Origin of the sequence: Acetobacter zythi (assembly GCF_963921165.1) — a bacterium.
In the GTDB taxonomy this organism is placed as follows: Bacteria; Pseudomonadota; Alphaproteobacteria; order Acetobacterales; family Acetobacteraceae; genus Acetobacter.
Genome location: NZ_CAWUEO010000034.1, coordinates 1 through 24,943, shown reverse-complemented (window position 1 = coordinate 24,943; position 24,943 = coordinate 1). Strand labels below are relative to the sequence as shown.

Annotated in this window: 23 protein-coding genes and 1 tRNA gene; 14 read left to right on the top strand and 10 right to left on the bottom strand. The window is 59.8% G+C overall.

The window, feature by feature from the left end; all coding sequences use genetic code 11:
• Window positions 1-275 precede the first annotated feature (275 nt).
• The 5 genes from AABE20_RS10390 (at window position 276) to AABE20_RS10370 (ending at window position 6,623) form a co-directional block, all read left to right on the top strand.
• Window positions 276-2,450: a GMP reductase gene (locus AABE20_RS10390; protein WP_338332995.1), complete on the top strand. Its 2,175-nt coding sequence runs from the start codon at window positions 276-278 to the stop codon at window positions 2,448-2,450.
• A 27-nt stretch (window positions 2,451-2,477) separates the two neighbouring features.
• Window positions 2,478-3,161 (top strand): histidine phosphatase family protein, encoded by a 684-nt coding sequence (locus tag AABE20_RS10385; RefSeq protein WP_338332994.1) that lies wholly within the window; start codon window positions 2,478-2,480, stop codon window positions 3,159-3,161.
• A gap of 98 nt (window positions 3,162-3,259) precedes the next feature.
• On the top strand, window positions 3,260-4,717 hold the full coding sequence (gene tldD, locus AABE20_RS10380; protein WP_338332993.1) for a metalloprotease TldD: 1,458 nt from the start codon (window positions 3,260-3,262) through the stop codon (window positions 4,715-4,717).
• A gap of 122 nt (window positions 4,718-4,839) precedes the next feature.
• Window positions 4,840-6,102: a tyrosine--tRNA ligase gene (gene tyrS, locus AABE20_RS10375; RefSeq protein ID WP_338332992.1), complete on the top strand. Its 1,263-nt coding sequence runs from the start codon at window positions 4,840-4,842 to the stop codon at window positions 6,100-6,102.
• 29 nt (window positions 6,103-6,131) lie between these two features.
• Entirely contained in the window at window positions 6,132-6,623 is a 492-nt protein-coding gene (locus tag AABE20_RS10370; protein WP_338332991.1) for a hypothetical protein, read from the top strand.
• Between the two features lie 245 nt (window positions 6,624-6,868).
• Here AABE20_RS10370 and AABE20_RS10365 read toward each other — a convergent pair whose 3' ends face one another.
• The 8 genes from AABE20_RS10365 to AABE20_RS10330 form a co-directional block, all read right to left on the bottom strand.
• Complete coding sequence (locus tag AABE20_RS10365; RefSeq protein WP_338332990.1) at window positions 6,869-7,987, bottom strand: acyltransferase family protein; 1,119 nt, start codon at window positions 7,985-7,987, stop codon at window positions 6,869-6,871.
• Between the two features lie 291 nt (window positions 7,988-8,278).
• Window positions 8,279-8,353 (bottom strand) — tRNA-Thr (locus tag AABE20_RS10360).
• Between the two features lie 69 nt (window positions 8,354-8,422).
• Window positions 8,423-8,836, bottom strand: a complete 414-nt coding sequence (gene dksA, locus AABE20_RS10355) for an RNA polymerase-binding protein DksA (protein WP_025828648.1) — start codon at window positions 8,834-8,836, stop codon at window positions 8,423-8,425.
• Window positions 8,837-9,180: 344 nt separating this feature from the next.
• A complete protein-coding gene (ssb, locus tag AABE20_RS10350) occupies window positions 9,181-9,741 on the bottom strand; it encodes a single-stranded DNA-binding protein (RefSeq protein ID WP_338332989.1) in 561 nt (186 codons plus the stop codon).
• Window positions 9,742-9,849: 108 nt separating this feature from the next.
• Window positions 9,850-10,437: a 16S rRNA (guanine(966)-N(2))-methyltransferase RsmD gene (gene rsmD / locus AABE20_RS10345; protein WP_338332988.1), complete on the bottom strand. Its 588-nt coding sequence runs from the start codon at window positions 10,435-10,437 to the stop codon at window positions 9,850-9,852.
• Window positions 10,437-11,213, bottom strand: a complete 777-nt coding sequence (locus AABE20_RS10340; protein WP_338332987.1) for a pseudouridine synthase — start codon at window positions 11,211-11,213, stop codon at window positions 10,437-10,439. Before AABE20_RS10340 ends, rsmD begins: the two co-directional genes overlap by 1 nt.
• Window positions 11,210-11,941 (bottom strand): gamma-glutamyl-gamma-aminobutyrate hydrolase family protein, encoded by a 732-nt coding sequence (locus tag AABE20_RS10335; RefSeq protein WP_338332986.1) that lies wholly within the window; start codon window positions 11,939-11,941, stop codon window positions 11,210-11,212. Before AABE20_RS10335 ends, AABE20_RS10340 begins: the two co-directional genes overlap by 4 nt.
• Window positions 11,942-12,063: 122 nt before the next feature.
• A complete protein-coding gene (locus AABE20_RS10330; protein ID WP_338332985.1) occupies window positions 12,064-12,219 on the bottom strand; it encodes a hypothetical protein in 156 nt (51 codons plus the stop codon).
• A 250-nt stretch (window positions 12,220-12,469) separates the two neighbouring features.
• On the opposite strand from AABE20_RS10330, the gene AABE20_RS10325 reads away from it, so the two are divergent.
• Both AABE20_RS10325 and AABE20_RS10320 read left to right on the top strand, forming a co-directional pair.
• Window positions 12,470-12,949, top strand: coding sequence for a nucleoside deaminase (locus tag AABE20_RS10325; RefSeq protein WP_408740891.1), 480 nt, complete (start codon window positions 12,470-12,472; stop codon window positions 12,947-12,949).
• Between the two features lie 153 nt (window positions 12,950-13,102).
• Window positions 13,103-14,683 carry a Do family serine endopeptidase gene (locus AABE20_RS10320; RefSeq protein WP_338332984.1) on the top strand — a complete coding sequence of 527 codons (1,581 nt, stop codon included), beginning with the start codon at window positions 13,103-13,105 and terminating at the stop codon, window positions 14,681-14,683.
• A 108-nt stretch (window positions 14,684-14,791) separates the two neighbouring features.
• Here AABE20_RS10320 and AABE20_RS10315 read toward each other — a convergent pair whose 3' ends face one another.
• A complete protein-coding gene (locus AABE20_RS10315; RefSeq protein WP_338332983.1) occupies window positions 14,792-15,574 on the bottom strand; it encodes a Crp/Fnr family transcriptional regulator in 783 nt (260 codons plus the stop codon).
• Between the two features lie 301 nt (window positions 15,575-15,875).
• Between AABE20_RS10315 and AABE20_RS10310 the strand changes: the two genes are divergently transcribed.
• From AABE20_RS10310 to AABE20_RS10285, 6 genes are all read left to right on the top strand, one after another.
• Complete coding sequence (locus AABE20_RS10310) at window positions 15,876-16,712, top strand: OmpW/AlkL family protein (RefSeq protein ID WP_338332982.1); 837 nt, start codon at window positions 15,876-15,878, stop codon at window positions 16,710-16,712.
• A 9-nt stretch (window positions 16,713-16,721) separates the two neighbouring features.
• Window positions 16,722-18,113 carry an oxygen-independent coproporphyrinogen III oxidase gene (gene hemN / locus AABE20_RS10305; protein WP_338332981.1) on the top strand — a complete coding sequence of 464 codons (1,392 nt, stop codon included), beginning with the start codon at window positions 16,722-16,724 and terminating at the stop codon, window positions 18,111-18,113.
• A gap of 161 nt (window positions 18,114-18,274) precedes the next feature.
• On the top strand, window positions 18,275-18,952 hold the full coding sequence (locus AABE20_RS10300; protein WP_338332980.1) for a 2OG-Fe(II) oxygenase: 678 nt from the start codon (window positions 18,275-18,277) through the stop codon (window positions 18,950-18,952).
• Window positions 18,953-19,066: 114 nt separating this feature from the next.
• Window positions 19,067-20,704, top strand: a complete 1,638-nt coding sequence (locus AABE20_RS10295) for an electron transfer flavoprotein-ubiquinone oxidoreductase (protein WP_338332979.1) — start codon at window positions 19,067-19,069, stop codon at window positions 20,702-20,704.
• 63 nt (window positions 20,705-20,767) lie between these two features.
• Window positions 20,768-21,517: an electron transfer flavoprotein subunit beta/FixA family protein gene (locus AABE20_RS10290; protein ID WP_165992143.1), complete on the top strand. Its 750-nt coding sequence runs from the start codon at window positions 20,768-20,770 to the stop codon at window positions 21,515-21,517.
• A 2-nt stretch (window positions 21,518-21,519) separates the two neighbouring features.
• On the top strand, window positions 21,520-22,446 hold the full coding sequence (locus AABE20_RS10285) for an FAD-binding protein (protein WP_338332978.1): 927 nt from the start codon (window positions 21,520-21,522) through the stop codon (window positions 22,444-22,446).
• Between the two features lie 67 nt (window positions 22,447-22,513).
• Here AABE20_RS10285 and AABE20_RS10280 read toward each other — a convergent pair whose 3' ends face one another.
• The gene (locus AABE20_RS10280; protein ID WP_338332977.1) at window positions 22,514-23,161 is read right to left on the bottom strand and encodes a TetR/AcrR family transcriptional regulator C-terminal domain-containing protein; all 648 of its coding nucleotides are present in this window, start codon (window positions 23,159-23,161) and stop codon (window positions 22,514-22,516) included.
• Window positions 23,162-23,298: 137 nt separating this feature from the next.
• Here AABE20_RS10280 and AABE20_RS10275 point away from each other — a divergent pair, with 137 nt between their 5' ends.
• Window positions 23,299-24,828 (top strand): efflux transporter outer membrane subunit, encoded by a 1,530-nt coding sequence (locus AABE20_RS10275; RefSeq protein WP_338332976.1) that lies wholly within the window; start codon window positions 23,299-23,301, stop codon window positions 24,826-24,828.
• Window positions 24,829-24,943 lie beyond the last annotated feature (115 nt).

The following is a 24,943-nucleotide window of genomic DNA, read 5'->3' as shown; positions in this document are numbered from 1 at the left end:
CCCGGCGTGGCGGACATAGGCGGCAGTGGCGTGTTCTGCTTGTTCAGACGCGGGGGATCGACAATATAAGGGGCAGCATGACCACCATACCGGCTTAACGGGTGTTCCCGCCTTTACCGGGGTGGGGCGTGTGGTGCATGGGACCATACAGTCAGGGGCGGGGCTGTTGTGGGTTAAAAATAAAGATCAGGGTGCGCAGGCCCGGCGGAATGGCGGATGTCTGTTTTTGTTTATCTTCCGCTCCAAGGTGTGCTGAGTGAATGGACGCAAGTAATTTGACCGATGTTTTCCAGCATATGCAGTCCTCCCCCATTTTGCGGCATATGCTGGCGCCCGGCTCGGTTGTGCAACATGCCATGCTGGAACACCCTGTGTGCGTTCAGCCTGATGGGACCATTCTGTGTGGTCCAGAACGGGTTGGACCTGCAAAAGCGCGGTTTTTTGCCCGTCTGGCGGTCGAACTTGCAGCCCTTGTAACCGCCTCAGCCCACCATGCGCAGGATGCGGTGGAGGGCATGGATGGGCAGCGGATGGCGCGCATCCTGCTGGCGGCGGTCAGGGTTACGGCCTGCGCATGGCGTACCGGACCATTCTGCCCGCCAGACAGAGGGGGGGCAAACCTGCCGTGGTCATGGGGGGGCGCGCTTGCTGGCCCTGCCGTGCCCGATGCCGCCCAACTGGCTCTGTGTGTTGCGGACATGGCGTGTTGTGTGGCTCCTGCGCTCCGCCCGCGCGGGGTAGATGCACAGGCCCTGCACGAATGGGCCTGCACGGCATGGCCGGTTTTGCAGCCAGCGGAATGGCTGGTGGTGCAAGGCGGGGACGAACGACTGGACCCCGGCGCGCAGACCGGGCTTAACCGGTATGGGTGCCAGCCCTTCCCCCGCTATGGAGAGCTGGATTTTTCCTCCTCCACAGCCTCCACCCCCACCTTGGCTGCGGCACACGCCATTCATCAGGCTGGTGTCCGGCTGATCCGTCTTGCAGTGGACGAGCAGGCGGGGGAGGCCGCGGTGGAGGAGGTCAAGGCATTCCTTGCCGCCTTTTACCATCTGGATGGTGCCGGGCGTGTTGTGCTGGCTCCATCGGGGACAGACTGCGCTTTGGCCGCCACAGCACTGATGGGCCTGCTGCATGCCCCCCTCACCACCATTTTGCCCGGAGTGGAGGAAACAGGTAGCGGTGTGCCGTTGGCCACATGCGGCCGCCACTTTGCCAACCGCACCGCGCGTGGGCAAAGCGTGCAAAAAGGCGCTGTCATAGACGGGTTCATGCGCGATGCGGAGCATGTCGCCCTGCCATTGCGCGCAGATGGCGGCGAGCGTGTGCCAGATGATGCCCTGTTTGCAGCCTGCGCGCAGCAGATAGCCCGTGCGGTCAGGGCGGGGCGGCGCGTACTGTTGTATGTGCTGCATGTTTCCAAAACCGGGCAACTGGTGTTGCCTGCCAGCAGGGTGCGGGCCTTGTGCGCGCGCTACCCCGGACAGGTGGATGTGCTGGTGGATGCCTGTCAGGCCCGGCTGCGGCCGGAAGCTGTGCACCAGTATGTAAGCTGGGGCTGGGCGGTTATGGTAACAGGGTCCAAGTTTTTTACCGGCCCCCCCTTTAGCGGCGCGCTGTTCCTGCCCGATAGCTGGCTGGACCGGCTGCGCCAGAGCCGCCTGCCCACGGGTCTGGCGGCTTACGCCACGCGGGCGGAATGGCCGGACCTGCCTGCGGCCCGTACCCTGCCTTTGGGCCTGAACGCGGGCCTGTTCCTGCGCTGGAGCGGCGCACGGGCCGAAATGGTGGCCTTTGCCGCTGTGCCGGATGCGCAAAAAAGGGACCGGCTGCACCAGTTTATGCAAGACGCCACGGCTGCGCTGGATGCCTGCCCGTTTGTGCGCCTCCTGCCTTCGGTCGCGCTTTGCGCCCAGCCAGAAGCGGATGCGTGGGACAGCCTGCCCAGTATTCTGGCGTTTGTTGTGCTGGTGGATGGCGCGGCGCTGGATTTTGAACAGGCAAAACACCTGCACGGCTGGCTGCTGGCCGATATGACCCCCCACCTGCCCGCAACCCTGCGGGAGGGAGAGCGCGCTCTTGCGGCTCTGCCGTGCCATGTGGGGCAACCTGTTGCCATAACCACGGTTGGTGGTGTGGAGGCGGGCATGGGGGCGCTGCGGGTTTCGGCCTCGGCACGGCATATTTCGGGTACGGGGGGGGGCTATGCCGCAGTATGGCCTGCTGGCCTGTCCGTTGCGGAGGGGGGTGTGGCGGCAGACCACCCCGTGGCATGGATGCTGGCCAAACTGGGGCTGATCCTGCGCTATTGGGCGGATCTGGCCCATGCCACGCCGCCTTGTGGCCTCAGTGTGCTCAGCACTGGCCTGCCCGGTGGGGCGGGTGTGCCCCGGCAGGTTCATGCTCTGGGCAGGCAGGGCATTTCTGCTCTTGCGCTCCGGCAAAGCTGATTCCACAACAGAGGCATGAGCGAACACATGACTGCCGAAAAAGCCTCATCCTCTTCTCAGGACCATTTTCTTGATGGGCCTGAACTTCCAACCGGTATTACCCGCTTCTGGCTGATCCGCCACGCTCTGGTGGAAGAGAACGCCCGTATGTGCATGTATGGCAGCATGGATGTGCCGCTCTGCCCCGAGAGCCTGATTGCCCAAAAACCCATGTACCGCGCGCTGGCCGAACGCCTGCCGCAGGATGCCAAGTGGTTCATCAGCCCGCTCTCACGCACACGGCGCACCGCGCAGGCCATTGAGGAGGCAGGCTACGGCCCCCGCCCGCTTACGGTGGAGCCAGACCTGATTGAGCAGAATCTGGGCACATGGCAGGGGCTGGAATACCACGCCCTGCCAGAACACCTGACCCTGCCCCCCCACCCCTTCTGGCCCGTGGCCGCCACGGACTGCCCCCCGGGGGGCGAAAGTGTGATTGAGGTCTGTAGCCGCGTTGGCCGCCTGCTGGACCGGCTGGCCAGAACGCATGCGGGGCGGAACATTGTGGCGGTGGCCCATGGTGGGGTTATTCGTGCAGCTCTTGCGCATGCGCTGCGCATACACGCCGAGACAGCGTTGCATTTTTCGGTGCAGAATCTCTCACTCACCATTCTGGAGCGGCTGGATTCGGGCTGGCGGGTGGTTACGGTTAATGAGTTGCCGGGTATCTGACCCGCGCGGCTTCTGGCATTCAGGCAAAACAGGTGGCGGGCCATACGGGCCGCCGTTATTTCCAGTACGGATATTTTCCAGACGGAGGGCTTTGGTCCATGTCTTTCTCTCCCTCACACGCCGGGGCGCTGGCCGCCACAGACCAGTTGTTTTTTGCCAAAGAGCAGGCCCAGCTCAACCGCGATGAAGCCGAAAAGCTGACCCGCACGGCGCTGGACGGCATGGATGATGGCGAACTGTTCCTTGAATACCGCGAGAGCGAATCCATAGCACTGGATGACGGGGTGATCCGTTCCGCCTCCTTCAACACCAGCACGGGTTTTGGCCTGCGCGCGGTTTTGGGGGAAGAAACAGGCTTTGCCCATTCGGACGAGATGAGCCGCACCTCCCTGCTGCGCGCGGCCGATGCGGTCAGTGCTGTGCGCGCGGGCCGGTCGGGGCAGATGGCCCCACCCCCACGCCCCACCAACCAGCGGCTGTACACGGATGCCAACCCGCTGGGAGATACGGATTTTGCCGCCCGTTCGGGCCTGCTTTCCAGCATAGATGCGTATGCACGGGCCAAGGATTCGCGCGTGGTGCAGGTCATGGCCTCGCTCTCGGGCGAGTGGCAGGCCGTGCAGATCATCCGCGCAGATGGCGCGCGTGTGGCCGACCTGCGGCCACTGGTGCGGCTGAATGTGTCGGTGGTGGTCGAACATGCTGGCAAGCGCGAGAGCGGGAGCTACGGCCTTGGCGGACGGTACGAGATTAACCGCCTGCTGAATGCGGAAACATGGCACGGCGCTGTGGACGAGGCCCTGCGGCAGGCGCTGGTTGCGCTGGAGGCACAGGCCGCCCCGGCAGGGGAAATGGAAGTGGTGCTGGGTGCTGGCTGGCCCGGCATTTTGCTGCACGAGGCCGTGGGCCACGGGTTGGAGGGGGACTTCAACCGTAAGGGCACATCTGTTTTTGCCGGGCGCATTGGCTCGCGCGTGGCCTCCCCCGGTGTAACGGTTATTGATGATGGCTCCATGCCCGACCGGCGCGGCAGCCTGACCATAGATGACGAGGGCACCCCCACAGGCCGCACGGTGCTGATTGAGGATGGTATTCTCAAAGGGTATCTGCAGGACCGGCTGAACGCGCGGCTTATGGGGGTGGCCCCCACGGGCAATGGCCGCCGCCAGTCCTACGCGCATATGCCCCTGCCGCGCATGACCAACACCATTATGCTTGAAGGCAACGCCACCACGGAGGAAATGATCCGCTCGGTCAAGCGCGGCCTGTATGCGGTGCATTTTGGTGGCGGGCAGGTGGATATTACCTCGGGCAAGTTCGTTTTTGCCGCATCGGAAGCGTATCTGATCGAAAACGGGCGGGTGACGGCCCCGGTCAAGGGGGCCACCCTGATCGGCAGCGGGGCGGAGGCCATGACGCAGGTCTCCATGATCGGGGGTAATCTGGAACTGGACCCCGGCATTGGCACCTGTGGCAAGGCCGGGCAGGGCGTGCCGGTGGGCGTGGGCCAGCCGACCCTTAAAATGACCGGGCTGACCGTGGGTGGCACGGCCTGAGGGCACAACCCCCAGAGCATTACGCTCGCGCGTGGGCGGTTCCTGTTGCGCGCGCTCTCATGCTAGAGCGTGTGCCTTGGGTTCTGCCCGCCTGATGCGGGCCGGAGGATAGGGACAGGAAAATGGTCGAGAGCGGATTTCAGAGTTCTTTCATGCGCGAGGCCGCAGCACGTGGCTTCATTTTCCAGTGCACGGATGCGCAGGCGCTGGACGCACTTATGGAACGGGAGTCCATTTCGGCTTATATCGGCTTTGACCCCACGGCGGACAGCCTGCATGTGGGCGGGCTGATCCAGATTATGATGCTCCGGCTGCTGCAAAAGCATGGCCACCGCCCGATTGCCCTTGTTGGTGGCGGCACCGCCCGGATTGGCGACCCCTCCTTCCGTGAGGAAGCACGGCGGTTGATGACGGATGACATTATCCAGACCAACCTTGCCGGGATCGAAGGGTGCCTGCGCCAGTTCCTGACCTTTGGCACGGGCGCGTCCGATGCGCTGCTGGTGAATAACGCCGACTGGCTGGACAAGCTGGCCTATATCGACCTGCTGCGTGATGTGGGGGTGCATTTTTCCATTAACCGCATGCTGGCGTTCGACTCGGTCAAAAACCGGCTGGAGCGTGAGCAGGGGCTGACTTTTCTGGAGTTCAACTACTCCATTCTTCAGTCCTATGACTTCCGCGAACTCAGCCGCAAATACGGTCTGGTGCTCCAGCTTGGCGGGTCTGATCAGTGGGGTAACATTATCTCGGGTGTGGAACTGGTGCGCAGGACGGACCAGAAGTCCGTCATGGGCCTAACCACCCCTTTGCTGACCACCTCATCGGGTGCCAAAATGGGCAAAACAGCCAGTGGTGCGGTGTGGCTCTCCCCCAAACGGTTGCCTGTGTTTGATTACTGGCAGTTCTGGCGCAATACGGAGGATGCCGATGTGGGGCGCTTCCTGCGCCTGTTCACGGACCTTCCGCTGGAGGAATGCGCCCGCCTTGAGGGCTTGCAGGGGGCCGAAATTAACGAGGCCAAAAAAGTGCTGGCAACCGAGGCCACGGCCCTGTGCCACGGGCGCGAGGCCGCTCTGGCCGCCGCCGAGGCCGCCCGCCAGACCTTTGAGGAAGGCCGGGTCACCGCTGCCGACCTGCCCGTGCATGAGGTGGCCCAGCCAGACCTTGCACAGGGTATTCCCGTTTTCCGCCTGCTGGTGGAGGCCGGGCTTGCCAAAACCAATGGCGAGGCCCGGCGTTTGGTACGTGGGGGTGGCGCGCGCCTCAACAATGCCGTGATCGCGGATGAAAATCGCCTGATTATGGAGCACGATAGTGTGGACGGCGCCATCAGGCTCTCTGCTGGCAAAAAACATCATGTGCTGGTGAAAGTTGGCGCCTGAGTGCTGACCACCAGCAGGAGGCCATAGTTATGAAACGTCTTGTGTGCGCTCTGGCGGCATTGGGGTCTTTAACAACTCTGGCGGGCTGCGTTGGCCCCGATGGTCCGGGGCCACGTCCGTATTATCCATACGGATATGCGGGTTCCGGCGTGCGGTATGATGATTATTACGGCTATGGCGGCGGATATTACAGCGGTGGTGGCTGGTCCCGCCCGGCTCCACGCCCGCCCATGGGCAGGCCGGGTATGGGTCCCGGTCGCCCCGGTGGCGGCGGTGGTGGTGGAAGCATAGGGCGGCGACCGGGGGGTGGTAACCGCCCCGGTGGTGGTCCCGGGAATCGTCCCGGTGGTGCTCCCGGTAGTGGCCCCGGTAATGGTTCTGGCGGTGGTGGAGCGCCCGGCGGCCCCGGTGGGGGTGGTGGACAACGCCCCGGCGGTGGCGGACATGGCGGCGGCCCATCCGGCGGTGGCCATGGTGGCGGTCCGGGTGAGGGTGGTTCCAGAGGTGGCCCGCGTGGTTGAACCGCTCCGGGCCTGACGTGGCCTTATGATCAGGTTGTTTGCAAAAGGCCCCGCCAGAGTGCGGGGCCTTTTTTGTATGGTGTGAACTTTAGATGCCTTGTGAGGCAAAGCACCTGAGCTGCCGTGGGGTCGTCCTGACGGATGCGCTCTTTTGCGGGTCTGTCCAAACAATCATCTGGTGGCCTGTTGTTGGCCGTATAGTCACGCTGTGCCCGCTCTGTGTGTGGGAGCGGGCGCGGCTTTGGTTATTGTTGGACGGCTCGTACCCGAAAAGACCGCACACCAGAGAGAAGTTTTGTGCGAATATAATCAGACGGAATTTTTTCCATAACATTATAAAGTAAAAAAGAGACAATAACGCAGATTGTGGCGGAAAATGGCGCATAAAACACAGAGATTTTCATGCCGCCAAGATGAATACGGTCTAAAAGATGGCTAAGAACCAGTAGTGAGGACGTGTGTGTTAAATAAAGAGTATAAGAAACATTGCCTATTTTGGTCAGAAAGTGATGTATTCTAAAGGTATGGATAACATCCATTATGACAATAATGGAAAAAATCAATACGCACGGTATGCCCCAGTTGAGTAGACCATGGGAGTGCAGCTTATGTGGAATATCGGTCCAGTTCAGTAAAAAAGTAAGACCAAAGCCAAGGGAGAGGTAAGGCAGGTAAGGCAGTCCTGCCAGCTTGGTATGATGTTTCCGAAGATAGAGACAGATATATGAAATGCCTGCCCCACACAGAAATTCAAGAATAAAGGGGTTTGCCATCATGTTATAATAAGGGACTGAATAGTCCTGGAAATGCAAAGGATTGAGCGTGAAAGCGCCCAATTTTTTTGGAATATAACAAACAGTTACAAAAATAAACGAACACAAAGCAAGGAATCTAAATTTTCCAAATAAAAGAGATATGGAAAAAATAAGATAGAAATACATTTCAAAGTTTAACGTCCATCCCACAGGGAGCGGCGTATTAAAATACGGCATATATGTTTCAGGAAGGAACACAAATGCTCTAAAAAGACCGGATATAGCGTGTGGCTGCGTAAAATAGGACAGGCCAGCCGAACATAAGATGTAGATGAATGTCGCAATAACGTAGGGCGGCAGAACCCTTGAAACACGCTTGATGAGAAAATCGACCACATCAAGGAACGTGCCACGGTATTGATAAGTGGAGATCACCATGATGAATCCACTTATAATGAAAAACAGATCCACCCCCATGGCGCCATTGAACAAGATATGATCAGCCGCGTTGAACGCATCCCCAACAAGATAATTGCGAGAGTGGCATAAAACGACAGCGAGTGCGGCAATGCCACGCAGCATTTGAATGGAGTTAATGGGGTGCTTCATAAAAATACGGCGTCCTCTACGTCACGAAAAATCATTCAAATGCCTGAAAGATCAGTCTCACGCGGTTTCGCATACTCTCATGCAACGAGAAGACAAGTATTTTTGGCTCAAGATTTATTTTTGGAGAGAGGAAATAATCATATTTCCCAACGGCAATTTTATGCCGCTCACATACGGCCCTCAACGCCACAATGCGTAAGCACTGACAGGCCACAGAGCATACGGTGCTCTGCCTGTGTGCCACGCCGGACAAACCAGACGCCCAAGCGCCTGTGAAGAACGGAAGATTGCTGGTGCTGCTGGACAGGATTGAACTGTCGACCTCTCCCTTACCAAGGGAGTGCTCTACCACTGAGCTACAGCAGCACTGCTTGCGGGGTTCTAGCCTTTTGGGCCGGACACCGCAAGAGCGGGGGGAACAAAAAAAGACGAAAATTAATCGTCCCGATGCGTTTTTTCCATACGCTCGTGCTGTTCCTGCGCCTCAATGGACAAGGTGGCGATGGGGCGGGCTTCCAGACGTTTGAGGCCAATCGGCTCGCCCGTTTCCTCACAATAGCCGTAGCTGCCGTTTTCAACCCGCTGGAGAGCAAGGTTGATCTTGCCAATCAGCTTGCGTGCGCGGTCACGGGTGCGCAGTTCCAGCGCACGGTCCGTCTCCACGCTGGCGCGGTCGGTAATATCGGCTTCATGAATGCCACCTTCGGAAAGGCTGGCCAGGGTGTCCCCCGCCTCTTTCAAAAGATCAGCGCGCCATTTGAGCAGTTTCTGCCGGAAGTATTCCGTCTGAAGAGGATTCATGAACTCTTCGTCTTCCGACGGGCGATAATCTGGCGGTAAAGTAATCATGTCTGTCGTCAGCCTTTGCAATGACAGGAAACCTGCCTTGAAAGAATGACGCGGCTTATAGCGGCATCATGCCCATGCGCCAAGAAATTTATGCACCAATGCATGAAGAAAAGCAGAATGATCGGTCAGTAAGATAAAGAAAAACTGATATTTGGAAAAAGTAATAAACAGAAAACATCACTTTATTAAAATTTCAATAAAATCGGATGTGATGCGCCAACCCCTCCACCCCGTTTTTTTGTTTTGCTGGGGCGGGATGGCAAGGTGGTGGCCTTATTCCCACCCATAAAAAAAGGGGCCGTATGGCAACGGCCCCCTTGGTCATTGTTGCGCGGGTTGTGCGTTCAGAACGGAATTTCATCATCCAGATCGCCACTGCCCGAGGCATCCCACCCGCCAGAAGGTGCGCCACCGCCGCCACCACGCTGCGGGGCGGGCAGGCGGGAGCCACCATTGCCACCACCATTGCCGTAGTCTGCATTGCCGCCGCCGGTGTTGTAGCCGCCGTAGCTGCTGCCACCACCAAAGCCGCCGCCTTCGCCTTCACCACCATTGCGGCTGTCCAGCAGAACCAGTTCGCCACGGAAGCGGTCCACAACAACTTCGGTCGTGTAACGTTCCTGCCCGCCCTGATCGGTCCATTTGCGGGTCTGCAACGAGCCTTCAAGGTAAACCTTGCGGCCTTTGCGCAGGAAGCGCTCTGCCACATCGGCCAGCCGGTCGTTAAAAATAACAACACGGTGCCATTCCGTCCGCTCACGCTTTTCGCCCGAGGCGCGGTCGTTCCATGTGTCGCTGGTAGCGAGGGAGAAGGACACAATTTTCTGCCCGCCCTGGCTGGTGCGGACTTCGGGGTCTTTGCCCAGATTGCCGACCAGAATGACCTTGTTAACGCTTCCAGCCATGTTTCTCTTTGCCTTCTGTAACCTGTAAAATCGTTTTGTTCTGGTCTGTGTAGCGCAGCAAGGCGCGTGCGGCCATTAGATATGTGCGGTGTTTTTTTACGTCTGCCCTCATGCCAGCCGCCAGATGGACAGGCGTGCGGCACCGTGCTGGCGCTCTGCCAGCAGGGTATGGGGGCAGGGGGGAGCCTCTTCGGTCTCATCCGTAAAGGGCAGGGGTTCGTCGCGCCCGGTTTCAATTACGGCCACGGCGTTGGGGGCAATCCATCCCTTTGCCTTCAGGGCTGCCAGCGCCTTGGTGGGGAGGCCCTTATGGTAGGGAGGGTCCAAAAACACCAAGGTGGCGGGGGTGGCGCGCGCGGTGGGCGGGCTGGTTACATCGCGCGGGTAAGTCTGGCACTGCCCATCCCACCCGCAGGCGTGAATATTGGCGCGCAGGGCGGCAAGGGCAGGGCGGTCTGTCTCAAAAAAAACAGCATGCTCCGCCCCGCGGGACATAGCCTCCAGCCCGAGTGCGCCTGTGCCTGCAAAGGCGTCCAGCACGTGTGCGCCTTCCAGCAGGGCTGGCCCACCCCACGGGGCGTGGGCCAGCACGTCAAACAGGGCCTGGCGCACGCGGTCCGCCGTGGGGCGTGTGGCGCCGCCGGTGGGGGCGGCCAGCACACGGCCTTTGCGCGCACCGGCAATAATGCGCACCATCAGCGGGCCTTGTTGCGGAGTGCGGTGTTTGACGGCGTGGTTTTTTCCGGCGCTTTGGGCAACTGGTCACGCAGGACGCGGGGGGGCACTTCCTCCAGCTCGCCTTTTTGCAGCGTGCCAAGGGGGAATGGCCCGTAGCTGGTGCGGATCAGGCGGCTGACATGCAGGTTAAGCCCGGCCATGACCTTGCGGATCTCCCGGTTCTTGCCTTCCTTGAGCGAGACGGTGAGCCACGCATTGTCCCCTTTGCGCGAATCGAGGGCGGCAATAATGGGGCCATAGCGCACCCCCTCGAACACGCAGCCATGGGCAAGGGAGGCCAGACGGGCTTCATCCACCACGCCAAAGACGCGCACACGGTAACGGCGCAGCCAGCCGTTGGAGGGCAGTTCCAGCCTGCGGGCCAGTTCGCCATCATTGGTCAGCAGCAAAAGCCCTTCGCTGTTCAGGTCAAGCCTGCCAACGCTGATCACGCGGGGCATGCCTTCTGGCAGGGAGGAAAAAACGGTTGGCCGTCCCTCCGGGTCCTTGTGGGTTGTTACCAGCCCGTCGGGCTTGTGGTAGCGCCACAGCCTTGTGCGTTCGGGGGCGGAAACCGGCTGGTTATCCACCAGAACAATATCGCCATCGGTGACAAAGGTTGCCGGGTGCGTAACGGTCTGGCTGTTCAGCTGCACACGCCCTTCCTCAATCATGCGCTCTGCATCGCGCCGGCTGGCCACCCCTGAGCGTGCCAGCCACTTTGCAATGCGTTCTCCCCGCGCTTCCTGCGTCACGCCTGTTCTCCTGATGCCTGTATGAAGGCCTTGAAAAGAGTTCTGTCTGCCGGGTCTATGCCAAATTCCGGGTGCCATTGCACCCCAAGGCAAAAACGATGGTCCGGGTCTTCTATGCCTTCTATCACGCCATCCTCGGCAATGGCATTCACCCGGCCACGTCCGGGGGTGCCTACGGCCTGATGGTGGGCGGAGTTTACGGCAATGCGTTCTGCCCCCCCGGTCATGCGGGCGAGCAGGGTGTCTGGCTGGATTGTAACGCTGTGGCTTGCCTCGTCCCTCGGGTTTGGCTGCTCATGCGGCAATGCGGAGGGGTATGTATCGGGCAGGTGCTGGATAAGCGTTGCCCCAAGGGCTACGGCAATCAGCTGCATGCCCCCGCATATGCCCAGCACAGGTATGTTGCGCTGCAAGGCCGCCGCCAGCAGCATGCTTTCGGCCCGTGTGCGGCGTGGGCGCAGGGTTACGCTGGGGTGGCGCTCGGTTGCGCCATAGAGCTGGGGGTCAATATCAAACGCACCACCGGTTATGACCAGCCCGTCCAGCTTGGCCACGTATTCCTGCCCAAGCTGGGGGAACAGGGGCAGGGCCACCGGCAGGCCACCAGCTGTGGCTACGGCGCTCAAATAATTTTCGCGCAGGGCACACCACGCAAAGCGGGAGTAACGGTCTGCACCGCCCTCTTCCAGATCAAGGGTAATGCCAATAACGGGGCGCTCTGCTGCCATAAGCCTGTGGTCCTGCACGAAAAGCCATAGGAAAACCGGAACTGTTTCGTGTCAGGTGCCACAGGTGCTGAAATTTTGCATCTTTTCCCGTCTGGCCCGTGCGTGCGCGCCGTGTGGCCTGCCTAGCGGGTCAGGAACGAAGGGATGTTGTGTGGCATCATGTGGCTGCTGGTAACCTGCGCGGTTGCGGGGGTGGAGGATTCGCTGGGAAGCCTGTCCGCAACAGCAAGACCAAACCCCATTGCAGCCGCGGCCAGAATGAAAGACAGAGAATGCATGGTTCCGACCTTTCCAGCCATGAGTGAAGGACCAGCAGGCCATGATCCGGGTCAGACGCACCGTTGCGGTGCAAAAACCAAGGATAGTGGCGGCTTTAAGGCAGGATGACAAAATTACGGTTTGGATTGCAAGAAAAATGTGATGTTTCTGACCCCAAAGTGTTCAAATGCGGGAGCAGGGGCCATGAAAGGCGTTGGAATGGTTTGTCATACACCCACGCTCCCCGCTGGCAAGGCGCAGGGGGGCGGCATGGAGCTGGCCTTGCAGCAGGCCCGTCTGGCGGCTGGCCGGGGCGAGGTGCCGGTTGGGGCGGTGTTGCTGGACGCGCAGGGCATGGTGCTGGCGCAGGCGGGCAACAGGGTGGAAGAACTGCAAGACCCCTCCGCCCATGCGGAAATGCTGGTCATGCGCGAGGCCGTGCGCCAGCGGCACGGCCGCAGGCTGGCAGACTGCACCTTGGTTGTGTCCTTGGAACCATGCCCCATGTGTGCTGCGGCCATGGCCCATTTTCGGCTCGGGCGGCTGGTTTTTGGCGCGTATGACCCCAAGGGTGGCGCCGTGGAACATGGCCCCCGGCTGCCCTACCGGGCCGAGGCCCTGCACCGCCCCGATATTGTGGGCGGCGTGCGCGAGCGTGAGGCGGGCGAGATGCTGAAAAGCTTTTTCCGCACCCTGCGTGATGAGGTGCCCCCGCCCCCGCATGAAAGCCTGCATACAGGTCCAGATTAAGGCTTTTTTTTTCCAAAAAGGAAACCATGTTAGCCTGTAGGGCGTAAGGTGGCGCAGGTTCTGGTGGCTGTTTGGTGCAAATGGCCACCCGGTCAAACCGGATCACCCGAAACGAGTCCTGCTTGGGTACAACAAGGAACAGTCAAGATCGTGATGTCGGAAAAATCTGTGACAAACGTTTGCACGCGTGGCAGCCGCCGCAACTGGACCAAGGCTCTGCTCGCTGGCTGCATGCTGGTTTCCGCCGCCGGGCCATGGGCTGGTGCTGCGGCATGGGCGGATACGTCCAGCATGATCAAGCCCAGCGGCCCCGCCCAGCGGATTCCCGATTTTGTGGAGTTGGTCAAACAGGTCAAACCGGCCGTGGTGTCCATTACCTCCATGATCCGTTCCGACGCCATGGAAGGCGAGGGCGGTAACATGGGTATGGGCGGTGGTGGCGGGCCTTTTCCATTCCCCTTTCCGTTCCAGATGATGCCCCAGCCCTCCAAGCAGCTGATCGAGGCGCGCGGGTCGGGCTTTGTCATTTCGGCCGATGGGTATGTGGTGACCAACAACCACGTGGTCAAAGGGGCGACCAAGGTTACGGTCACACTGGATGATGGCACGACCCTGCCCGCCAAGGTTGTCGGCCGTGATGGCAAGACCGATCTGGCGTTGCTCAAGGTCACGCCTACGCAAAAGCTCCCCTTTATTGAACTGGGCGAGTCTGATGATGTCCAGCCGGGCGAATGGGTGATTGCGGTTGGCAACCCGTATGGGCTGGGGGGCACGGTTACCGCGGGTATTGTTTCCGCCCGTGGGCGCGACATTAACGAAGGCCCGTACGACAACTTCATTCAGGTGGATGCGCCCATTAACCGTGGCAACTCCGGTGGCCCGCTGTTTACGCAGGACGGCAAGGTGGTGGGTGTGAACACCGCCATTCTCTCCCCCTCCGGTGGGGGGTCGATCGGTATTGGCTTTGCCATTCCCTCCGATACGGTGCGCAGTGTTGTGGACCAGTTGCGCAAGACCGGCCATGTGGTGCGGGGCTACCTTGGGGTTAACGCGCAGATTATTTCCCCCGTTATGGCCAGTGCGCTCAACCTGCCTGCCCCGGCCGTGGCTGGTACGCCGCCTGCCGGTGCTCTGGTGGCCAGTGTGAGCCAGGACAGCCCGGCCGAAAAAGCAGGGCTGAAGGCCGAAGACGTGATTACCGACTTTAATGGCCAGAAGATTGCCACCCCGCATGACCTTGCCGTGCGTGTGGCGGCGGTTGCGCCGGGTACGCAGGTTACAATTGGCTTTGTGCGTGCGGGCAAGGCGCAGACGGTCAACCTCAAAATTGGCAACCTTGCCAGTGCTGCGGGCGATACGGGCAAAACCGCCAGTGCGGTTGGTGGGCAGCACTTGGGCATAGCTCTGGCCCCCCTTAACCGCGATACGCGCCAGCAGCTTGGCCTGCCGCAGGACGCGCACGGCGTTGTGGTGAGCGATGTGGAAGCCGGGTCCCCTGCCGATCAGGCGGGTATTCGCCCGGGGGATGTTATTCAGGCCGTGGGTAGCCAGCAGGTGGATGCTCCCAAGGCTGCCGTGGGTCTGATCAAGGCAGCAATGGCGGCCAAAAAACCATTGCTGCTGCGTATTCTGCGCGAAGGGCAGTCTCTGTTCATCGCGATTTCGCCAGATGGCAGTAATGCTGGCCTGCCTGCCGAGAGTGGCCTTGGCAGCGGGGATGATGACGAGAACTGAGTGGTTCCGCCCCGTCTGGTATTATTAAGGCAAAAGGCCGGCTCCCATGGAGTCGGCCTTTTGTTTGGAGCGGTGCCCGGTTGGCTTTTATGCGTGGGGGAGTGCGGCCTAGTCGGCCTTCTGCCCGGAGGCGATGTTGAGCAGAGTGGCTACCGACAGAATGCGAATCCGGTGGTTTTCCGCGCTGGCAATCAGCAGGCTGCGACGGAATGCGCTTATGGTCCGGCTGACGGTTTCAATCGTCAAACCCAGATAATCGGCAATATCCACCCGTGTCATGGGCACGGAGGCCAGATTTTCCGCCTCCTGCCGCCGGTTTGCGGTCTGGTGGAAGGCTTTCATCCGGTCCAGCAGAAAGGTGGCAACCTTTTCGCGCGCGGTTTTGCGCCCCAGTAGCAGCATTTGTTCCTGCGCTTCGGCCAGTTTGTCGGTTACGGCGGCCAGCAGGCGGCGTTCAAATGTTGGGTAGTCGCTCAGTAATGTCTCAAGCTGGGGGCGCAGGAAGCGGCACAGGCGCACGTTATCCACCGTTTCTGCCCCAAAAGAGTAGGTCTGCGCCGTGCTCAGGCCCAAAAACTGCCCTGCATCGGCAAAACCCGTAATCTGCCTGCGTCCATCGGGCAGGGATTTGAACAGTTTGACCGTGCCGCGCGTCACATTGAAAAATGCCAGCGCAGGCTCACCCTCTTCAACAATTGTGGTGCCCGGCGGCAGCAGTAACTGGCGGGATGAGTGGGCAAGGGCTGCCAGCCCTTCCTCATCCATACTGTTGCACAGACTCCTGTTCCGGATGTCACACACAAGGCAACGCATGACATCCATATCCGCTTTGGGGGCATGTGCTGCCCCGCCGGGATGCGCAAAGGCAGATGTCTGGGGAGAAGATGTCATGCGATAAATCCAGAAAACCGTTTAGTATTAACCAGTTGCGGCTTGTTATAACGGTTGGGGCAGTAGAAGGTCGCCCCGCAGCATTGAGCTTTTGTTGACATAAATCAATCATGCCAAGGGATTATTTTAATTGCAGGCCAGAACTGCAAAAAAGTCGAAACCGGGGGCTGTGCTCAAAATGACACAGTTTTGACCCATCTTTACCCAGTATGGGGCAGACTTGATCTAAATCAAGGTTGCAACGGCGTGGGCGTGGTTTTTCCGGCACAGAATTACAGTGCAGTGGAAGAGACAAAACACAATGGTCAAGTTCCGTTCCTTTCTGACAGCCGCAGTGGCTGGTGTGGCCGCCCTGACGGGTGCCGCTCAGGCGCAGACAGCAAACCCCAATGCTGCCTACGTTAATGCCCCGGTTATGAACCGTATCCCCGATGCGCAGAAAGGCTCTGGCCACTGCGGTATTTTTGAAACCTGCGCCAGCACCAAAATTGGTCTGGGCCGTGGTGACTTCATGGTCCGTCTGTCCGGCGTTGGCGTTCTGCCGCAGGACCGTGACAGCAGCGTGAAGGTGAGCACAAATGGTGGTGCGTCTTACGCACATCTGAACAGCACCCACCTGTCCACCACCAATCAGGCGATGCCGGAACTGACGCTTGAATACTTCCTTACGGACAACCTGTCTGTTGACCTGATTGCCACCAGCACCCACCACCGTGTGAACGCTGTTGGTAGCGATCTGCAGGGTCTGAACGGTGGTTCGCGCGTGCTGGATGTCGGTTCTGCCTGGGTTCTGCCCCCGACGCTGACCTTCGCTTGGCATTTCCGTCCGCACAAGCGCTTCAACCCGTATGTGGGTGTGGGTGTAACCGCTATGTGGTTCCACAACATGCGTGGTGCAGGCGCTCTGCCGCAGGTTGGCGGTCTGACCAAGCTTAACTCCGGCTTCACCGGTGGCCCGACCGTTAACGTTGGTTTCGACTATCAGCTGGTTGGCAACTGGTTCTTCAACGCCGATGTCAAGCAGATGTTCGTTCGTATGCATGCATGGGCTGAAAATGCGGCTGAAACTGTTAAGGTTCGCGCTCATGAATCCCTGGACCCCACCGTGGTGTCCGCCGGTATTGCATACCGCTTCTGATCTAAGCTGATGAGCGCGGACCCCGTCTCTGACCTGATTTCCCGCTACGGCGGGAATCTGCCGCGCTACACCAGTTACCCGACCGCTGCGAGTTTTTCAGATGCGGTCGGGTCTCAGGACGTGGAAAGCTGGTGGCGTACGCTGCCAGCAGACCTGCCTGTCTCGCTTTATTTTCATGTTCCATTCTGTGATGAACTCTGCCGGTTTTGCGGGTGCAATACCTCCGTTATGCGGCATGAGGACGGGCGCGTAGCCTATGGCGACCTGCTGCGCGAGGAAATGCGCCGGGTTGTAGCTCTAACGGGCGAGCAGCGCACGGTCCATCATCTTCAGTTTGGCGGTGGCACGCCCACCACATTGCCGCCTGCATCGCTCCGGCAGCTTATGCGGGCTGTGCGTACTTTTTTCCGTTTTGCCGACCATGCCGAACTGGCCATGGAAATGGACCCACGGCATGTGCCCGAAGGCTACCCTGCTCTGCTGGGTGCGCTGGGGTTCAACCGCATCAGCCTTGGTGTGCAGGATCTGGACGAAAAAGTGCAGGAAGCCTGCGGTCGTCACCAGTCCTTTGCGCAGACCCAGAGTTGTATTGAGCAGGTGCGCGCCGCGGGTGTTACAGGCGTTAATATCGACCTGATTTACGGCCTGCCCTACCAGACGGTGGAAAGCGTGGGCGAGACGGCGCGCCAGATTGCCCTGCTCCGCCCCGACCGGCTGGCCGTTTTTGGTTATGCCCATATTCCGTGGAAGCAAAAGCGCCAGAAACTTATTCCTGAAGATGCGTTGCCCGGTTCGTCAGAACGGCTGGCGCAGCGGGCGCAGATTGATGCGGTGTTGCAGGCGGCGGGGTATCAGGCCATCGGGCTGGACCATTACGCCCTGCCCGACGATGCCTTGGCCAAAGCTGCGCGCGCGGGCACCCTGCATCGTAACTTTCAGGGTTACACAACGGATTCCTGCCCGGTTCTGCTCGGCATGGGGGCTTCGGCCATTTCCATGGCGCCAGCAGGGTTTGCCCAGAACATTGCCTCCGTTGCCACCTATGCGCGCGCACTGGCCGATTCGGCGGAGCTGCCGGTTATGCGTGGGGTTGCCTGCACGGCGGACGATCGCTGCCGTGGGGCCATTATCGAGCGGATTATGTGCGATCTGGCAGTCGACCTGAGCGCAAACCACATTCCCGGTAATCCGGGTATGGACGGGTTTGCGGAGGAACTGGCCAGCCTGCACCTGTTTGAGCGCGATGGGCTGATTACACGCACAGACAGCCGCATAGAGGTAACGGAAAAAGGGCGTCCGTTCCTGCGGAATGTTGCTGCTGTTTTTGATACGCGCCAGAAAGAGCTGGCTGCGGCCAGCACGGGCAAATCGCCCGCGCCCCGTTTTTCTGGCGCGCTGTAAGTACAGACCGTTCAAATTGGCATTTCTGCCATGCAACTTGATCATCAGGTCGTTTTGGCGCATGGAGGAACAGCTTCTGAACCGCAGAGGCAATGCTGCAAAAAGTCCTGCACCTCTGGTTCTCCAGCATATTTTCTGTTTCAGCGGAAGGATCGGACATCATGCGTCCTGATGCTCCTTTGCCCGGCCAGACCGGACATTTTACCCTGCCAGACAGGCTGACCCATACATCTGCCGCCACATATCCGTTCCCCCACTGGATGCTGGACAACGTGCTGGAACCCCCTGCATGCGATGCTCTGGTGGCGTGGAATCCGGGCGAGGCAGCCATAGCAGGGGATGTTGGCGGACGGCGGGAAACGCGCAATGCTTTCCGCGTTTTTGTGGACCCTGCGGTGCGCGCAGGGGATGCCCGGCTGGACCGCATGGCCCGGTTGCTGGATTCCGATTCCATGCGCCAAACATTCGAACGCGTGTGTGAAACCCCGCTGGATGAAGCCGCCCTGCGGCTGGAGCTGTGCCTGGATACGAATGGATTCTGGCTGGAACCGCATACGGATATCGGGGCCAAAAAGCTGACCCTGCTTATCTCCCTGTCCATTGGGGAGGAGGCGGAGCAATGGGGTACGGACCTGATGACCCCGCAAGGCGAGTCCGTGGCGCGTGCATCGGGGGTATTCAATTCGGGGGTGCTGTTCATTCCGTCTGACAGGACGTGGCATGGCTTTGTCCAGCGCCCGATCAGGGGAACGCGGCGCACCCTGATTGTGAATTTTGTCGATAAAAACTGGCGTGCCGTGCACGAACTGGCCTTTGGACCGCGTATGGCCCGGTCCTGACCTTTCCTGTTTGGCAGAAATGGCGCAAAACGGGCCGGGGTGCCCGTTTTTTGCAATTCTGTGACAAATCGGGTTTAGGAAAGCTACAGAAATTTCAACGGGGATAAAACGGGAATGAGTGAACCTGTGCGTGAGTCGATGGAGTTCGATGTTGTCATTGTTGGCGGTGGTCCCGCCGGACTGGCTGCTGCCATTCGTCTGCGCCAGCTTTCGCCCCAGACCAGTGTCTGCCTGATTGAAAAAGGGAGCGAGATCGGGGCGCATATTCTGTCTGGTGCGGTCATTGAGCCGCGCGCTCTGGCCGAACTGCTGCCAGACTGGCGTGAACGCGGCGCACCGCTGAACACGCCCGTTACGGCCGAGGATATGCTCTACCTGACCGAAACCGGCAGTATCCGCGTGCCCATGCTGGACAAGGTCATGCCGCACATGGCCAACCACGGGAACTATATTGTCAGTCTGGGCGAGGTCTGCCGCTGGCTGGCCACACAGGCCGAGGAACTGGGGGTGGAGATCTACCCCGGCTTTGCGGGTTCCGAAGTGCTGATCGAACGCAACCGTGTGGTGGGTGTGGCCACAGGGGATATGGGTGTTGGCCGGGACGGCAAACCCGGCCCCAACTACCAGCCGGGCATGGAACTGCGCGGGCGCTACACCCTGTTTGCCGAGGGCTGCCGTGGCTCCCTGACCAAGCAGGTCATGGTCCATTACGACCTGCGCAAGGGCGTGGACCCGCAGACTTACGGCCTTGGCATTAAGGAAGTGTGGGAAATCCCGGCCGAAAACCACCGCCCCGGTCTGGTGCAGCACAGCTTTGGCTGGCCTTTGGACGACAAGACCTATGGTGGCGCATGGCTGTACCATTTTGGTGACAACCTTGTATCCTACGGGTTTGTGGTCGGGTTGGACTACGCCAACACATGGCTCTCTCCGTTTGAGGAAATGCAGCGCGTCAAGCTGCACCCCGCCTTCCGCCATCATCTGGAAGGGGGGCGGCGTATTTCCTACGGTGCGCGCGCTCTGTCTGAAGGTGGGTTGCAGTCCGTGCCGCGCCTGACCTTCCCAGGTGGCGCGCTGATCGGGGATTCCGCAGGATTTTTGAACGTGCCCAAAATCAAGGGCACGCATACGTCCATGAAGTCGGGCATGCTGGCGGCCGAAGCCGTGGTGGAGGCCATCAAGACCGACCGTGTGGAACCGGGGTCCTTTACGCAAAAAGTCCGGCAGTCCTGGCTATGGCAGGAACTGCGCACCGCGCGGAACATCCGCCCTGCCTTTGCACGGTTTGGCGCCATGGGTGGTGCTGTATATGCAGGGCTGGACGCCATGCTGCTGCGTGGGCGCGCACCGTGGACGCTGCACTTCAAACATCATGATAACGAAACGCTGCGTCCGGCAGACCTGTGCACCAAGCCATTTTACCCCAAGCCCGATGGCAAGCTGACATTTGACCGCCTGTCCTCCGTGTTTTTGTCTGCGACCAATCACGAGGAGGACCAGCCGGTCCATCTGCGGCTCAAAAACCCATCCTTGTGGAAAACGGTCAACTGGGATGTGTTCCACGCACCAGAGGCGCGTTACTGCCCGGCGGGTGTGTACGAAGTAGCGGATGAGCAGAGTGCGCCACACCTGCAAATCAATGCCCAGAACTGCGTGCATTGCAAAACATGCGACATCAAGGACCCCACCCAGAACATAGACTGGACCACGCCAGAAGGGGGTGGTGGTCCCAATTATCCGGCTGGTATGTGAATTTCGGTCAAAGTACGATAAAGAACCGTTCGAACCATCCTGCGTCTGCAAGCGAAAGAAGTCATGAAGATACTCGTACCTGTAAAGCGGGTTGTTGATTACAACATCAAACCGCGCGTCAAGGCGGATGGCAGCGGAGTGGAAACCGCTGGCGTCAAGATGTCCATGAATCCGTTTGACGAAATTGCGGTGGAAGAAGCCGTGCGCCTGCGTGAAAAAGGCGCTGCTTCGGAAGTCGTTGTTGTGTCCATTGGTGTGCAGCAGGCCCAAGATACCCTGCGTACCGCCATGGCCATGGGCGCTGACCGGGCCATTCTGGTGCTGACCGATGAAAGCCCCGAACCTCTGGCTGTTGCCAAGGTGCTGAAAACGCTGGTCGAAAAAGAAGGCCCCTCGCTGGTTGTGCTGGGCAAACAGGCCATTGATGACGACATGAACGCAACGGGCCAGATGTTGGCCGGTCTGCTGGGCTGGGGTCAGGGCACCTTTGCCAGCAAGGTTGATGTGGTTGATGGCCGCGTGAATGTCAGCCGTGAAATTGATGGCGGCACGGAGCAGGTCTCCCTTGCCCTGCCAGCTATTATTACGGCTGATCTGCGCCTGAACGAACCGCGCTATGCCTCTTTGCCCAACATCATGAAAGCCAAGAAAAAGCCGCTGGAAACCATTCCCGCCGCCGATCTTGGCGTGGACATGGCCCCGCGCCTGACCATTGTGTCTGTTGCTGAACCGGCTGAACGCAAGGCTGGCATCAAGGTTGGCTCCGCTGCGGAGCTGGTGGAAAAACTGCGTAACGAAGCAAAGGTGATCTGAACATGACCGCTCTTGTTCTTCTGGATCATGAAGGCGGCCAGATCAGAAAGGCAGCCCTTTCTGCTGTAACCGCCGCTGCCCGTCTGGGTGATGTGCATGTGCTGGTCACGGGTGATGCCGCTCTGGCGCAGGCCGCAAGCCAGATTGCGGGTGTGTCCAAAGTGCTGCATGCCGCCGATGCGCGCTATGCGCACGAACTGGCCGAACCTCTGGCGGCCCTGCTTGTCTCGCTTGCTGGTGGGTATGACCACATTGTGGCCGCTGCCGGTGCTACGGGCAAAAACGTGCTGCCGCGTGCCGCCGCCCTGCTGGACGTGCAGCCCATCCCTGATGTGGTGAGCATTGTGGACGCGCAGACCTTTGTGCGCCCGATCTATGCAGGCAATGCGCTGGCAACGGTACGCTCTTCCGATGCCAAAAAAGTTCTGACCGTGCGCAGTGCATCGTTTGATGCCGCACCGGCTGAAGGTGGCAGCGCTCCGGTTGAGGCTGTGGCAGTGGTGGAAAGCCCGGACGTGTCCCGCTTTGAAGCTGTTCAGCTATCCGACTCCGCCCGTCCTGATCTGGAATCGGCCCGCGTTGTGGTTTCTGGCGGTCGTGGCATGGGCAGCGAGGAAAAATTCCACGCGCTTGACCCGTTGGCCGATGTGCTGGGTGCTGCTGTTGGCGCATCCCGCGCTGCCGTGGATTCCGGCTTTGTGCCAAACGAGTTGCAGGTTGGTCAGACCGGCAAGATCGTGGCTCCTGAGCTGTACATGGCGTTTGGTATTTCCGGCGCAATCCAGCATCTGGCAGGCATGAAGGACAGCCGCGTGATCGTGGCGGTCAACAAAGACCCCGAAGCCCCTATTTTTCAGGTGGCGGATTACGGCATTGTGGGCGACCTGTTCGAGGTTGTGCCGCAACTGGCGGAAGCGCTTAAAAAATAAGCGCGGCTCCTGCTCTTATGCCTGAAAAGGCCCGCATACCGGTGGTATGCGGGCCTTTTTTGTAAGGTTACTCCACGCCGTATGCGGCCATAAATACCCGGACTGCAGCATGGATGACTTTTTCCTCATCCTCGGCACTGTTCTCGGGGTTGAGGTTAAAGCGCCTGAGATGGGCAATGCGCGTCTGGCAAAGTGCAAAAAACTGTTCGGCGGCAAAAACCGGATCATCGGTGGCAAGTGTGCCCCGTGCTTCCTGCTCGCGGATCCAGTTGGCCAGTGTGGCAATGCCGACTCGGGGACCATTCTCCCAGAATACGGCCCCAAGCTGGGGAAAGCGCGGCGCTTCGGAGACAATAATCCGGTACAGCATCAGGCTTTCGGGCTGGGTAATCAGGCGCACCATGGCGCGGGCCACGGCGGTCAGTGTTTCACGCGGGGGCGAATCCTCGCGCACGGGGGCAAGGGCTACGGGCAGTTTTTCCCGGCAGCGCTGCTCAACAAAGGCGGCAAACAGCTCGGCCTTGTTGGCAAAGTAATTGTACAGCGTTCCCTTGGACACGCCAGCCTGCCGCGCAATGGCGGACATGCTTGCTCCCTCGTAGCCATGCTCGGCAAAAACCGCGCTGGCGCCGGTGAGAATCTGCTGTCGTTTGGTCTCGGACTCTCCCATGCAGGGTGAGCTGGACGGTGCGGGAACTGAGGAGGATAAGGCCATGGATTTTCGGGCTTTGGAGACTTGTGATTGACGCGGTAGGGAAAGACGATAGGGTATGCCCTGACCGAACTGGTCGGTCAGCGTAGCGGTTATAACGCATATTAAAGCAGGCGCATAATTTCGACGAGGGTAAGCGGGTGGCAAGAAGGAATGCACGGCGGGCAGGCGCACTGGCAGTCGGTTTTATTCTGGCAGGATGTGCCGTAGGGCCAGACTATAAAAAGCCCCAGACGTGGTCTCCCGCACAGTGGCAGAAGGCGGCAACACAGGAGCGCACCAGTGCTCTGAGTGTCCCTACGGAGCAGGAGCCGGACGTACAATGGTGGTCCGTGTTCCATGACCCGGAGCTAACATCGCTTGAGCAGCGTCTGGCCGCGCAGAATCTGGATGTGTTGCAGGCATCCGAGCAGCTTGCCGTCAGCCGTGGGCAGTTGTTGCTGGCCGGGGCAGAGCGCTTTCCAGACCTTGCGGCGTCCGGGTCGTATAGTCGTGTGCAGCACAGTAGCAAGCAGTTGCAACGGATTGTGGAGCGCATTGGTGAGCATTCCGCAGGTAGTCAGTTGGGAGATATGCTGACCAGCCAGTCTTCCGAGGCCACAATCCCCCTGTTGAATAACTGGCAGGATGGCGTGCAGGCCAGTTGGGAGGTTGACCTGTGGGGTCGTGTGCGCAGGCAGTACGAGGCAGCCAAATCCTACACCAACGCCACCATGGAAGAACGCCGGGGTATTCTGATCGCCCGTCAGTCCGAACTTGCGTCCGATTACATGACGCTGCGCAGCCTGCAGGAGCAGTTGCGCATTACCGTTGCCAACCGCAATGCAGCGGCCAAGCTGCTGCAACTCAGCCAGTCACGTTATAAAACGGGTCTGGTCAGTGAACTGGATGTGGATAGCGCGCAGTCCGAACTCCAGCATACGAGCGCGCTGATCCCCCAGTTCGAGCAGCGCATTGCCATGCAGATCAACGCGATCAATCTGCTTATGGGAGCGCCTCCGGGTGGGCTGAATAGCGAACTGGTGCAAACGGCCGGTATTCCGCTGGTGCCCCCCGCCGTGCCCATTGGCCTGCCGTCCGAACTGGCGCACCGCCGCCCGGACATCCGCGAGGCAGAGGCCGAACTGCATGCCGCCACGGCGGAAGTGGGGCAGGCCATGGCCGATTTTTACCCCAAGGTCACAATTGATGCGGGCTTTGGGCTTCAGTCTTTCTCGTTCCGCGATATGGGCATGTGGAGTTCCCGCATGTGGAATGTGGGGCCATCCATCACCATTCCCATTTTTCAAGGTGGCCGCCTGACCGGGCAGTTGCAGATGAAAAAGGCGTCCCAGAGGGCCGCAGCCCTGCGCTACCGCAAGACGGTGCTCAATGCATGGAGCGAGGTGGACAACGCGCTGACGGCCTATCAGGCAGAGCAGAAAAAGAATCAGCGCCTGAGCGATCAGGTCGCAGCAGACAGGCGTTCCATGGATCTGGCGCAAAGCCAGTACAAACATGGATTGCAGAATTACCTTCAGGTGCTTGATGCACAGCGCAGGCTGCTTTCGTCCCAGACCAGTCTGGCCGAGAGCACGGCCACTATCTCGGACGATCTGGTGCGCCTGTATAACGCGCTGGGCGGCGGATGGCAGACAACCTTTCCGCTGGCGCAGCCCAAACATACTTAACCGCTTGGGTGCATAAGATATTTCAAACCAAAAACGGGCCTTATGGGCCTGTTTTTATTTTGGGGTAGGAACATTTAGTGTGGGGCATGGCGGTTTTCTGGGATTTTTTGATTAG